At 43.1% G+C, this 13215-nt stretch carries 12 protein-coding genes and 1 pseudogene; 10 read left to right on the forward strand and 3 right to left on the reverse strand.

Annotated elements, in window-relative coordinates; genetic code table 11:
* Nucleotides 1–99 precede the first annotated feature (99 nt).
* Nucleotides 100–2355, forward strand: a complete 2256-nt coding sequence (locus ACED25_RS14345; protein ID WP_371695507.1) for a peptidase U32 family protein — start codon at nucleotides 100–102, stop codon at nucleotides 2353–2355.
* A 127-nt stretch (nucleotides 2356–2482) separates the two neighbouring features.
* Here ACED25_RS14345 and ACED25_RS14350 read toward each other — a convergent pair whose 3' ends face one another.
* The gene (locus ACED25_RS14350) at nucleotides 2483–2947 is read right to left on the reverse strand and encodes a thioesterase family protein (protein WP_009846805.1); all 465 of its coding nucleotides are present in this window, start codon (nucleotides 2945–2947) and stop codon (nucleotides 2483–2485) included.
* A gap of 220 nt (nucleotides 2948–3167) precedes the next feature.
* Nucleotides 3168–5003, reverse strand: coding sequence for an ABC transporter ATP-binding protein/permease (locus ACED25_RS14355; RefSeq protein ID WP_371695508.1), 1836 nt, complete (start codon nucleotides 5001–5003; stop codon nucleotides 3168–3170).
* 541 nt (nucleotides 5004–5544) lie between these two features.
* Here ACED25_RS14355 and artP point away from each other — a divergent pair.
* The 7 genes and pseudogenes from artP to ACED25_RS14390 form a co-directional block, all read left to right on the forward strand.
* Entirely contained in the window at nucleotides 5545–6273 is a 729-nt protein-coding gene (artP, locus tag ACED25_RS14360) for an arginine ABC transporter ATP-binding protein ArtP (RefSeq protein ID WP_009846803.1), read from the forward strand.
* A gap of 103 nt (nucleotides 6274–6376) precedes the next feature.
* Nucleotides 6377–7120 carry a lysine/arginine/ornithine ABC transporter substrate-binding protein gene (locus tag ACED25_RS14365; protein WP_371695509.1) on the forward strand — a complete coding sequence of 248 codons (744 nt, stop codon included), beginning with the start codon at nucleotides 6377–6379 and terminating at the stop codon, nucleotides 7118–7120.
* Between the two features lie 3 nt (nucleotides 7121–7123).
* The gene (gene artQ / locus ACED25_RS14370) at nucleotides 7124–7810 is read left to right on the forward strand and encodes an arginine ABC transporter permease ArtQ (RefSeq protein WP_009846801.1); all 687 of its coding nucleotides are present in this window, start codon (nucleotides 7124–7126) and stop codon (nucleotides 7808–7810) included.
* Nucleotides 7807–8475 (forward strand): arginine ABC transporter permease ArtM, encoded by a 669-nt coding sequence (artM, locus tag ACED25_RS14375; protein ID WP_017104323.1) that lies wholly within the window; start codon nucleotides 7807–7809, stop codon nucleotides 8473–8475. The genes artQ and artM overlap by 4 nt, the downstream gene beginning before the upstream one ends.
* Nucleotides 8476–8852: 377 nt before the next feature.
* Nucleotides 8853–9710 carry a tyrosine-type recombinase/integrase gene (locus ACED25_RS14380; protein ID WP_017097399.1) on the forward strand — a complete coding sequence of 286 codons (858 nt, stop codon included), beginning with the start codon at nucleotides 8853–8855 and terminating at the stop codon, nucleotides 9708–9710.
* On the forward strand, nucleotides 9707–10537 hold the full coding sequence (locus tag ACED25_RS14385; protein ID WP_371695510.1) for a transposase: 831 nt from the start codon (nucleotides 9707–9709) through the stop codon (nucleotides 10535–10537). Before ACED25_RS14380 ends, ACED25_RS14385 begins: the two co-directional genes overlap by 4 nt.
* Nucleotides 10527–10571, forward strand: a pseudogene (locus ACED25_RS14390) (hypothetical protein); the annotation flags it as partial. The gene ACED25_RS14385 and the pseudogene ACED25_RS14390, both read left to right, overlap by 11 nt.
* 32 nt (nucleotides 10572–10603) lie before the next feature.
* Here the strand turns inward: ACED25_RS14390 and ACED25_RS14395 are convergent.
* Nucleotides 10604–10753, reverse strand: coding sequence for a hypothetical protein (locus tag ACED25_RS14395; RefSeq protein ID WP_157936395.1), 150 nt, complete (start codon nucleotides 10751–10753; stop codon nucleotides 10604–10606).
* A gap of 376 nt (nucleotides 10754–11129) precedes the next feature.
* Here ACED25_RS14395 and ACED25_RS14400 point away from each other — a divergent pair, with 376 nt between their 5' ends.
* Both ACED25_RS14400 and ACED25_RS14405 read left to right on the forward strand, forming a co-directional pair.
* A complete protein-coding gene (locus ACED25_RS14400; RefSeq protein ID WP_371695511.1) occupies nucleotides 11130–12140 on the forward strand; it encodes a serine protease in 1011 nt (336 codons plus the stop codon).
* A 114-nt stretch (nucleotides 12141–12254) separates the two neighbouring features.
* Nucleotides 12255–13016 carry a hypothetical protein gene (locus ACED25_RS14405; protein ID WP_371695512.1) on the forward strand — a complete coding sequence of 254 codons (762 nt, stop codon included), beginning with the start codon at nucleotides 12255–12257 and terminating at the stop codon, nucleotides 13014–13016.
* Nucleotides 13017–13215: the final 199 nt, after the last annotated feature.

Consider the following 13215-nt stretch of genomic DNA (forward strand, 5'->3'; position numbering starts at 1 on the left):
AGGTCATTTAGTTTGGAAAGTGTTGTTAGGTGGTAAAGAGATCGTGTTGTAGGTAGAATACGCGCCTTAAAAATTATAAGTAAGTGAGCGACTTCAAAAATGAGCAGAAAGATTGAGTTATTAGCCCCAGGTGGCGATGTCGAGGCGATTAAAGCCGCTATCGTGGCCGGTGCCAATGCGGTTTATTGTGGTTTAGACACCTTCAACGCTCGTAACAGAGCCTCTAACCTTTCGTTAGATGAGTTGAATGGTGTGATTCGCCTTGCTCATGAATATGGTTGTGAAGTGTTTCTGACTCTTAACGTTGTGCTGCTGGAGCATGAAATTAAGACTATCACTAAATTGCTGAACCAACTGGTGAACACCAAACTAGACGGCATCATCGTTCAAGATCTTGGTTTGTTTGATTTGGTGAAAAAGCATTTCCCATCGTTAGATGTTCACGCATCGACTCAGTTAACGACGCACAACGAAGGCCAGATTAAGTTCTTGTCTAAGATTGGCGCGACGCGCGTTAACTTGTCTCGTGAATTGAACCTACCAGAAATCAAAATGCTGACGGAAGTGGCACACGATCACGATGTTCTAACTGAAGTGTTTGTACATGGCGCTTTGTGTATCGCATTCTCTGGCCAATGTTACTCAAGCTCTGTAAGTGTCGGTAACTCAGGTAACCGTGGGCGTTGTAGCCAAGCGTGTCGTGATGAATACGAAATCACCAACGCAGGCAACAAGTTCCCACTTAACCTGAAAGATAACTCCGCTTACTACGACCTACCTGAACTGGTTGACGCGAAAGTTGACTCGTTGAAAGTAGAAGGCCGTATTAAAGGCGCACACTACGTATACACTGTGGTAGACACGTGGCGAAAACAGATTGATAGCTTTGTAGAAAGTGGTTTGTTGATCGAAGACGATTCAAACCTACACAAAGTATTCAACCGTGATTTCACCAACTCTTTCCTTAAGGGCAACCTAACGAAAGACATGTTCATCGATAACCCTCGCGACAACAGCATGAACTACGCCGTTGATAAAGCGACGAAAGAGAACAATGAAATCTCTGTTGTGCAAATTCAAGAAGTAACTAGCGATCTTTATGAAGCTAAGAATGCGCTAGGTAGCGAAATGCGCGACAAGATCGAGTTCCTTGATATTCGTAAAACACCTGTGTCATTGTCGTTTAGTGCTAAGGTGGGTCAACCATTTACGGTGACAGTGAACACACCAAAAGAAAACTTTACGCTTCAATCTCAATCGTTATTGGCAACAGCTAAAGAGACTGCGATTACTCAGGCGTTACTTGAAAAGCGTTTCAAGTCAGTGAAGAGTGCTGTTCATACGCTTGAAAACTGTAACTACGACAACTTAGATGAAGGTCTGATTCTTCCTTTGAAAGAAGTGTCGGTCTTAAAAGACGAAATCGATTTCATCTTAAACGGCTCTGTAAAAGTGATTAAGCACGTTGAAGTGCCAGCACTGCCTCAGCAACCGAAGGTGAACGAGAAGCCAACCATGTCGATGCTTATCGCTGATGTGGAAGACTTGCACCTGTGTGACGTAACTGACGCGGATGTATACTTCAAACTGCCTGAAAGCTTCAAGAAGCGTTGTAACAAGTACATCGATATCTTGGCAGCAAACCCACGTTTGATTCCTTGGTTCCCTGCAGTATTGATCGGCAAAGATTACGACGAAGCAGTTCGTATCCTTGAAGAGATCAAGCCAGCTCGCATCGTGACCAACAACACGGGTATTGCCTACAAAGCTTACGAGATGGGAATTGAGTGGGTAGCAGGCCCGTTCATGAACACCACAAACTCTCACGCATTGGTTACGCTGAAAGAAGAGCTAAACTGTGCTGGTGCTTTCATTTCGAACGAGATCAACAAAGGTCAGATTCGTCATATTCGCCGCCCAGAGAACTTCAAACTGTTCTACAGCATCTACCACCCAATCTTAATGATGACCAGCCGTCAGTGTTTCTTCCAAAGAACGGTAGGTTGTAACAAGCCAAGCATTGAAGCCGGTTGTATGCTGAAGTGTGAGAAAGCGACCACGATTACTAACGTGAAAGGTATCTCTTTCGCGGTTGATAAGCAGAAGGGTGGCTACCCAAGCATTTACAACCACGAGCAGTTCTTAAACCATGACGCTGTAACGGATTTCTCTGGTCTGTTCGACGAGTTCTTTATTGACCTAACCAACATCGGTGCGGGTTCGAAAGAAGTACAAGACAAAGTAGAGCTTATCAAACACTTCCAAGGTTTGATTGACGGCGTTGATGGTTCACAACAGAACCTAGAGCAGATGGTTGAAGTTCGAACTAACGCTCAATACGTGCAAGGTCTATAGGGTTCAAGGCTTATAACACTAAAGGTCTATAAGGCTTAACCGCTTATAATCACTCTGAACCAATAAACAAGAGGCCACTCAATCGAGTGGCCTTTCTGTATCTGAGTATTCTGAATCAGCGAATACGTTATTCCGTCACAGCTTCCTGTTTGAAGCATGGGCTCTTTAACGTGTTCATCTTCTCGATTTCATTGGTTAAACGCAGTGAAAGCAGCGCTTTTTGGTTTGAAGCAAAATCGAACATAACGATGGTCGCAGTGCCGATTGTCGTCAGCTTCTGTTGAGCCTTACTGACGATCGCGTATTCCATGGTGAAGCGGTCGTCTTGAATGTCTGTAACACGCGAACCAATCATCAGCGTGTCTGGATATGTGACTGGGCGGAAATACTTACAGTAAGTGTCGCCAAGAACAGGGCCAACTTTGGTAATCGCCATCTCTTCCATCAGCTCGACGTGCTTGAAAAAATCTAAGCGAGCGGTTTCGAAATAACGAAAATATACGGCGTTGTTAACGTGATTGAGTGCGTCCATTTCTCCCCAAGCGACAGGGATTTCTGTTACTACCGGGTAGTCAGATAATAGTGCTTCCATGCGAACTCTCTTATTGTTATCTGTGTAGTTAGTGTTATCTGGGTAATTAACGTTATCTGCTTATCCTTCATCGGGATAAGTTGTTATTGGAATAAAAACCCTACCGCTAAATTAACAAAACTGCAACACGTGTGATTTAAGTTTTTGAAGCTTGAAACCACACAATGTCAGGGACTTAGTCTTTCATTACTTAATGACTTGAACGCATTTGCTCCATAACTTAGCGACTAAGGTGTTTGAATTGCAGTTCAACTAAGCGTTGGTACAATTCGCAGCTATTGATGAGCGACTGGTGGTTGCCGATGTCTACTAACTGTCCTTTATCTAGCACCGCAATCTGGTCGGCGTGTTTAATTGTTGATAATCGATGGGCGATAATGATCGTCGTTCTACCACGCATTAACTCTTCTAAAGCTTGTTGAACATGATGCTCACTTTCGCTGTCTAGCGCGCTGGTTGCTTCATCCAATAAGAGAATATTCGGGTCTTTTAAGATGGCTCGTGCGATGGCAATACGCTGACGCTGACCGCCAGACAATCTCACGCCACGTTCACCAAGAAAGCTGTGATAGCCTTCAGGTAAGTTCTGAATGAACTCGTGCGCGTGCGCTTTTTTCGCCGCCTCGATAACTTGCTCGTCTGTTGCTTCTGGATTTCCGTATCGGATGTTATGGAATACATCGTTACTGAACAGAGCAGGTTGCTGCGGTACAAGCGCCATCTGCTTTCTTAATTCATTCGGATCAAACTGATTCAGTTCAACACCGCCTAACGTTACTTTGCCTATTTGTGGGTCGTAGAAACGTTGCAGCAGTTCAAATAGGGTGGTTTTACCTGCGCCAGACGGACCAACCAATGCCAACACTTTACCTTCATGGGCCGTTAGCGTGAGGTTGCTTGTTGCGGGCTGGTCGGGTCTTGATGGGTAACAGAAGGTCACATCATCAAAAGCGACTTCTGGTGTCACGTTATCGAGTGATGTTGGGTTTTCTACAGGCGCAACAATATGGCTTTCAACTTGTAGAATTTCAATTAATCGTTCTGTCGCACCTGCCGCACGTTGCAATTCACCCATCACTTCAGAAATGGTACCTAATGACGAAGCGACCATAATGGCATAGAAGACAAATGCAGCCAGATCGCCCGCCGACATCGTGCCGTTGATGACATCGCTGCCACCAACCCAAAGCATGCCTGCAATCGCACTGAACACGATAATAATCACACCAGAGATAAGAATCGCACGCTGTTTAACGCGTTGGCGACCAATCTCGTAAGCCTTTTCTACTTCAATTGCGAATGACGCTTTCTCTTGTGCTTCTCGGCTATAACTTTGCACCGTTTTGATGTGCTCAATCGCTTCGCCGGCATAAGAGCCCACATCAGACATCGAATCTTGGCTTTGACGAGATAAAGCTCTCACTCGTCGACCGTATACCAAAATCGGAATCAGGATAAACGGCACCGAGGCCAATACAATCAACGTCAGCTTAATATTGGTCGCAAACAGCATGATGATTGCGCCAATACACATTAATGCGCTGCGCATCGCCATAGAAAACGACGAACCAATAATGCTTTGGAGCAGAGTTGTGTCGGTTGTGATGCGCGACATGATGTCGCCACTGCCATTGGTTTCAAAGTAACTCGGGTGAAGCGTCACCACGTGATTGAAAACTGATAGGCGAATATCCGCACTTACTCGCTCACCAACAGAAGAGACCAAATAGAAGCGAAAGAAGGTGCCAATCGAGATCAGCACGACTACAACCATGATGAATTGAATCGCACTGCCTAAATCTGATAACGATTGTTGGCTGAAGCCTTGGTCGATAAGAAGGCGAATACCGTGCCCGACCGAAAGGGTTAAGCTCGCCGTGAAGATCAAAGCGATCAGCGCTGCAATCACACGGCCTTTATAGTGCTGAATAAATTTGCTGAGCTCAAATAAAATACTGAGGCTTTTCTTCTCAGGTTTGGGTTGTGGCGCTTTTTGATTAGATCGTTGAGCCGTTCGCTGGGTAGAGTCACGCGTAGAAGAGACGTCGTTTTGCATATGACTGCCTTAATGTGTTGTCGCTTTAAGAGTAGATGGCTTGTTGTTTGTACGTACATGTCACGAATTAAGTGCTAGTCGTTCGTAAATGTTTGTTGCTTACAAGAGAAACCATTAAAGCACGCATCGCTGACTGATGCTTCCTAGGATACTCAATTTTCGGACTTTGATGCCTAGCAAGTGAGGGAATCTTACTGTTCAAAAGGAACATTAAGCATTTAGTGGCGCTTGAAATAAAGATTAAACGAGCTATTTGATTCTAATTTTTATGCATGTGAGCGTAAGCCAATAGCGAATGGAAGCTACAGGTTCTTAGATCTTGTACTGATTTTTTAATTGGAAGAGAAACGTTTGCTTTTTCCTCGATATCAAGCTTATCAGTAACTTGTGATTTTTGGTTATAAGACCAGTTATAGCGACTGTTTTTTGCGCAACTCTCGTTACAAAAATTCAACAAAATAGTTTTATATACATTTTTCTTGCATAAAACATCGAATTGAATAGAATAACCAGCAAATGACAATTAATGCAGTATTGTGGCATGAGTATTCAAGTAAAGAGCATCAACAAATCATACGGTAATACCCAAGTTCTTCATGACATCAGCTTTGACTGTGAAAGTGGCGAAACCTTGGTATTGCTTGGCCCAAGCGGCGCGGGCAAGAGTTCATTACTGCGTGTATTGAACCTGTTAGAAATCGCGGACAACGGCGAATTAGACATTGCGAACGAGCAATTCGATTTTTCAAGCCAGATCCAAGAAAAGCAGGGGCTTAAACTTCGTCGTAAAGTTGGCATGGTGTTCCAACAATACAACTTGTGGCCACATATGACGGTGATGGAAAACTTAATTGAAGCTCCCACCAAAGTGGCGGGTTTAGATAAGCAAGAAGCCATCAAGCAAGCTCAAGAAGTACTAAAGACACTTCAACTTGCCGACAAAGCAGACGCTTGGCCACTTCAACTGTCTGGTGGTCAACAACAGCGTGTTGCGATTGCACGTGCGCTGATGATGAAACCGGATGTGTTGTTGTTTGATGAACCAACAGCGGCGCTTGATCCTGAGATCACCAATCAAGTTGTGAGCATTATTAAAGAGTTGAGTGGAACGGGCATTACTCAAGTGGTTGTGACACATGAAGTTGATTTCGCGAAGAAGATTGCTAGCCACGTTCTGTATCTAGAAAAAGGGTACATCGTTGAACACGGCACCAGCGATTCATTCGTTAACCCGCAGACACCCGAGTTTGCCGAGTATCTTACGCATTAAACCTAAGTTGACTCACTAGATTTAGCTAAACACAACATCGATTAAAACAATCAAATTATAAAAATGGCCACAGGTCAAAATCACACAGATTCGGAGTAACAAAATGAAAAAGATTCTACTAGCTTCACTTATCGGCCTTTCTTCTGCAGGCATGGCTGTTAATGCATCGGCACAAGACGAAATCAAATTCGCAATGGAAGCGACTTACGCACCATTCGAATACATGGACGAGAACAACCAAATCCAAGGTTTTGACGTAGACCTAGCAAACGCACTTTGTGAAGAGATGAAAGCAACTTGTACTTTTCACAACCAAGCGTTCGATAGCTTGATCCCAGCGCTTAAATTCAAACGTTACGATGCCGCTATTTCGGCAATGGACATCACTGAAGCGCGTCTTAAACAAGTAAACTTCTCTAATGCTTACTACGACAACTCAGCAGCATTCATCTCTATTGAAGGCAAAGTAGCAGACCAAGCAGCACTAGAAGGTAAGCGTGTTGGTGTTCAAAACGGTTCAACTCACCAAAGCTTCCTACTTGAGCAAATGGCTGGCGTAACAGCGGTACCTTACTCAAGCTACCAAGATGCATTCATCGACATGAAAAACGGTCGTATCGATTCAGTATTTGGTGACACAGCGGTAGTAGCTGAGTGGTTCAAAAAGCAAGACAATCTAACGTATGTTGGCGACCAAGTAACAAACCAAGAGTACTTCGGTAACGGCTTTGGTATCGCAGTAAACAAGAGCAACCAAGAACTTGTAGACCAGCTTAACGTTGCACTTACAGCAGTGAAAGCGAACGGCGAATACGACAAGATCTTTAACAAGTACTTCGGTAAGTAATTTATGGAATTAACGGGTTACTCTTTAGGGCTCGTCGAAGCAAGCTGGATGACAGTTCAGCTTGCGTTCGTAAGCCTATTGGTTGGATTGGTTCTAGCAGTGTTGTTTGCAAGTGGTGAGATGTCTCGTCGTATTGCAATCAAATGGCCAACGACTGCATTTGTGACGATTGTTCGTGGTTTACCAGAAATTCTGGTCGTACTGTTTATCTACTTTGGTTCGACACAAGTTCTGTTCATGATCACTGGCGATTTCATAGAAGTGAGCCCGTTCTTATCTGGTGTTGTTGCACTGTCACTTATTTTTGCTTCTTACGCTTCGCAAACTATTCGTGGTGCGTTGAAAGCAGTAAGTAAAGGGCAGAGAGAAGCAGCAAGTGCGCTTGGTATTTCACAATCTCGTGCTTTCTTCAGAGTCGTATTGCCACAAGCAGTGAGACACGCGCTACCAGGGTTAACCAACCAATGGCTGGTTCTATTGAAAGACACTGCACTGGTTTCATTGATTGGCGTAACCGATCTGTTGAAACAAGCGCAATTAACATCAGCGGCAACGCACGAAGCATTCACTTGGTACGCGACAGCAGCAGCAATCTATTTGGTCATCACTTTAATCACACAAAGATTGGTAAAAGTGATTGATGGTAAGTTTTCTATTCAAGGTTTGGGTAACAAAGGGGCAATGGCATGAATCAACAATACCTCTCCCAAATGCTTGAAGGCTTAGTGACCAGTCTTCAACTCACAGGTGCTTCATTGCTTGTTGGTTGTATCTTGTCATTGCTGATGACGGTAACGCTAATCCTAAGAATACCGGCGATCCACTGGTTAACTCGTGGCATCATTACGCTGTTTACCGGCACACCATTGTTGGTGCAGATCTTCTTGGTGTATTACGGCCCGGGTCAATTCGATTGGATTCGTGAAAGCTTCCTATGGACATGGCTTAGCCAACCTTGGTTCTGTGCAATGTTAGCACTCGCACTGAACACCGCGGCATACAGCACGCTACTGTTCAGAGGTGCATTCAACGCGATTCCAGCAGGGCAGTGGGAAGCATGTCGCGCATTAGGCATGGACAAAATCGCAACGCTTAAAGTGTTACTGCCATACGCACTACGTCGCGCCGTTCCAGCTTACTCGAACGAAGTGATTCTAGTCTTCAAAGGTACATCACTGGCAAGCACCATCACCATCATGGATTTGATGGGCTACGCTCAGCGTATCAACGGCCAAACCTACGACACGCTAACAGTGTTCGGCATTGCTGGCGCATTCTACCTAGCCGTGAATGGTGTATTAACGCTGGTCTTCCGTCAGGTAGAGAAGAAGGCCCTCGCATTCGAAGCGGCATAAGCTAGCAATTCACAAGCGTAACTAACGTATAAAGCCTGCCATTTATTTTCGCATAAATGGCAGGCTTTTTTGTGTTTGGGTATGTGCAGAGTACTGTGATTACATACAGTTCGGGCGAGTTTTCGCTAAAATCATACTATATGGAAATATTCTGCATTTTGTCATTCAATGAGCTTATCTATGTTTTAAGTCACTGAAATACTGTGATTAATCGTGGTAAAGTGCCGTGCATATGAAACTAGATAGAAAAATTCTATATTTAAATGCAGAATTTTTCTGTCTAAGAGCTGTTGAACTAAGCCGCTTCGCGGAGGGCTTTCCTCTCACTTACCTGATAGACCAAACTTATGATGTATCCATAGATTAAGGAATACATCATGACCTTATTAAGACAACAACTTATCGATGAAATGGCGGTTCGCCGTTTTTCTCCGAAAACCCATGCAAGCTATTTACGTTGGGTTAAAGATCTATCTACTACTTACGATCTGTCCCCCGATTTACTCACTGATCAACAGATTAGTGCTTATTTACGTACGCTCACCACAGAGCGGAGCTTAAGTAGTAGTACTTGTGCTCAAGCTTTGAATGCCATCTTGTTCTTTTATCGTGCCGTTTTGAATAGAGAATTTGAAGAGCGGTTGGTTCCCCCGATTAAACGCGCCAGTAAAATACCGGAGCTGCTTAATCGCGAGGAAGTAAGAAGTATCATTAGTCATTGTCGAAGTCTTAAATATCAGACCGCACTTGAAATGTGTTATGGATGTGGCCTACGTGTCAGTGAGGTCGTAGGCTTGTACGTGAAAGACATTGATGGTACGGCGAAACGACTGCACATTCATTGTGGTAAAGGTAAAAAAGATCGCTTTGTTCCACTGGGTGATAGCCAACTGAATCATCTTCGAAATTACTGGTGTCATTATCATCCCACCGTAGTGCTGTTTCCCAGCCTAGAGCCCGAAAAGCCATTGGGTATTAGCTCTCTGCAGAAATGCTTCAAAGCAGCAAAAGTTGAGGCAAACGTCAGAAAATTAGGAGGAATACACGCTTTGAGGCACGCTTATGCGACTCATCAGCTTGAGTCGGGCATGCCTTTGAATGTTCTTCAGCGTTACCTCGGACATTCGAATATCAAAACGACATTGAGGTACACCCATTGGATTGGTCATCACAACGAAAGCTCGGACGGAAGTAAGTTCGACTTAGTTGCTCAACTATGGGAGGAGAGCGAATGAACGCATTATCTCCTTACCAAGCCGTATTAACACAAGGCTTAGAAGAGCTTGATAAAAGCAAAGTCACACCGAGACAGTGGCAAGTGCTTAACCATTTAAGAGACTGCCGAACAGAGCGTATGGGCAGCTACGACTGGCGTTGTCAGCAATGTGGTCATGAAACGCGTTGGTACTGCTCTTGTCGAGACCGTCATTGCCCCAATTGCCAAGAGCAGATGAGACAGCAATGGCTAACAAAGCGAAGCCAAGATATTTTACCTGTGGCCTACCATCATATGGTTTTTACCTTACCTCACGAGTTCAATGCTCTGGTTAAAGCGCATCCTAAGGTGGTTTATCAATGCTTGTTTCATTCAGTGTGGGCAACATTATGCGCGTTTGCTAATGAGCGGCATCACCTTGTCGGTCAACTTGGAGCATTAATGGTTCTTCACACTTGGGGAAGAAATCTGAGTCAACATACTCATATTCATTGCCTACTACCGAGTGGGGTGCTTACAAAAGATCGGCAATGGCAACCGACAAGAAAAGAGAGTTACCTGCTTCCGGTTAAAGCCTTATCCGTTCGCTTTAAGAAAGAGATGTTATGTCGAGTAAGCGAGTTGATAGCAACGCACAGTAATTTATTAGAGGAAGCCGCTAGTAAGAGATGGGTTGTGTACAGTAAACCTGTACTCCACGAGCCTACAGCGGTAGTGGGTTATCTATCTCGGTATTGCAATCGTATAGGGTTAAATCCCAACCAATTAAGTTATAACGTGGATGGCCGTATCACGATGAGTTACAAAGACTATCGAACTCAATGGGACGCAAAGAATGTGTTGTAATGCGGGCGAGTTACTTCGACGCTTACTTTTACATGTGTTGCCTAAAGGGCTAATGCGAATACGCTACTATGGCTTTTTAGCTAATGCTGTACGGGTAAAAGCGATAGCGGAAATTAGGCAAAGCTTACGAAAGCGACCCGTAGAGAAATCGGAAGTGCTGAAAGAGAAACCTTGTTGTCCGAACTGCCATAGCAACAGCATGGTACTCGTGTGCATCAATATTAGACCTAGGATAGTCGTTTCAGAGCACCGACTGACCTAGTTGTCTGATTGTAATGAATAAAATTATCGTTGTGTTATGGCGAGAGAGGGGCATTGTTCGCTTTTAAAAAGATTATGCAACGGGTATAGTCGCAGTAGATAAATTGGTGGCTAGAAGTGGAAAATGGACGGCTGATGGGGTACCAGTCTTAATGATAAGAGTGGAACGTAAGTCAGTCCTAAAAAGCAAACTCCATAGATAGAAGCGGCCAAGTCCAACAGGTATTTATCCATTGTGCTACGACAACGGATAAATACTTAAGCGTTATGTTCAAAATGTTTTCGATGAGTCCGCATACACTATGATTAAATTATTTAAGAAAATTTAAAAATGATAAACAAACTTTCAAGAGTAACAACATATATCGAAAGCTATGCTTTCGATCGACGCAATGGTGAGATGATCAAAAGGTCACATGCCACGGGTTTTTTTGTAAAAACAAAAGATCAAATATTATTAGTTACCAATTGGCATGTGGTTACAGGTCTTAATCCTGCTGAGCCTTCAAAAATGACAGGGGTATGTATACCTGAAATATTAAAGGTTACAGTTATCAGCAAGGAAAACACTTTAACAGAGCTTTCACTTCCACTATATGACAAAAACTTGAAGCCACTTTGGGAGGAGCATCCTGAACGAAATGCTGTAGATATAGTAGTTTTACCAATTTCAAGGGAAGTAGAAAAGCATTTCTACGTTTTCGATATATTATCTAAATTAGATTCTTCTCAAATAAAACAAACGGTCGGAACAGACGCATTTATTCTTGGTTACCCATTTAGTAAAGATCATTTATCTGACGCTTTTGGGGACAGTAATCATTATTACCTACCTGTGTGGAAAAGAGGTAGCATAGCCACAGAGCCAAAATTAAAAATAGCAGATAAATTAATTTTGATTGATTCAATGAGTCGTCCAGGAATGTCAGGTTCACCTGTGGTAATAAGTGAATATGTTGATGTAATGACTGCAAAAAATGAGAAAGCTAATGACATAATTAAGCGGATAAATGCTGGTGATACATCAGCATTATTAGAGTTTGACGAAAATGATGTAACTAATGAGAAGGTCAAGACTTTTAACATACTAGGGGTTTATTCTGGAGTTGTTGGCTCAACAAAGCTTCAAGAATTAGCATTAGGGAAATGCTGGCATATCGACACTCTAGTAGATTTACTAGAAAACCATGTCTCAGGTGAAATGCCTTATCACGAACCGCTTGCACCTCATGAACATTATGAAAAATTTCTAGAGAATGTATCAGGGGTGATGATAAGAATCGATTCAAATGGTAATGAAACTTCACGCGTGCAAATGAACATAACAAGCGCTTCAAGTTGATTCGCAATGAATGACATTTTTGGTTCAAATTAGTTTTGTGTTTACGGTGCAATACAGACAGTTCGGTTTCGTTGCTCACAACTTAAGCGAGCGTTAAGTTACTCGGAGAGTTTCATGAAGAATACTGGTTGTTGTAAGCTGTGCGACCAAGAGTCTATATTGCAGAAATCGCATATTATCCCGCGCTCGATTATTAAAGATCTTAAAGCGGGTGATTCTCAATTGTACACTTATTCCCAAAGCCACCCTCCTGTGTATAGCAATGCTGATCCTAAAGAACTGTTACTGTGCCGAAAATGCGAGCAGTTACTTAGCAGTCGTTACGAGAAGTACGGTACTGAGCTACTTAAAAAACACAAAGAGGTTATAAGGCACAGAACTCACATTGAGTTCACTAAGTTCAAATATCAAAAATGGTATCTGTACTATTTGAGTATAATTTGGAGAGCTTCGATTTCGACACTGCCGGAATTCGAGCATATCGAACTTGGTGGTTTCAATGATGTTCTAAAAAACTGTATACGGAAAAATCGATTAGCAGTATCTGATGGCATAGACATCGACGAGTTCATTACTATCACGATGTTTCGTGTTATCGACAAATCGCAAAAAATAGAAGATCAGGCAATAAAAAACTTAATGCTTGGCTTAACATCGCCTCCAGAGAAAGACAACGATGATCATTTGTTCTTTTTTATGTACGGTGGGTTTTTAGTTCAATATCGGTTTACTTCACTTTACTTACATGTAAAAAAGAAGACAAAACTAACTAAATCAGATATGTCCCGACGGCAACATAAGTTCGTAAGACTGTTAGATATAACTGAGTCTAGATTTTTATGCGAAGAACTGAATTGGTTGGTAGAAAATGTTTAGCCCGTAACTTAACAAAGCATTTAAGGCGGATTCCCAACGCTTGGCATTTTTGGCTTACTTTGGGTTAAGTGTTTATGTCACAATGGTTTAGGTAGGGTGGTCGCGTTGCTCACCACTTAATGCGGCGTTATGTGCAGTTGCGAGGTAAGCGTGCCATGAACACCGCATTCTAATCCTTCAGCACGAAGAATAAGATCAA

The organism is Vibrio sp. 1F263 (assembly GCF_041439035.1).
GTDB lineage: Bacteria > Pseudomonadota > Gammaproteobacteria > Enterobacterales > Vibrionaceae > Vibrio > Vibrio tasmaniensis_A.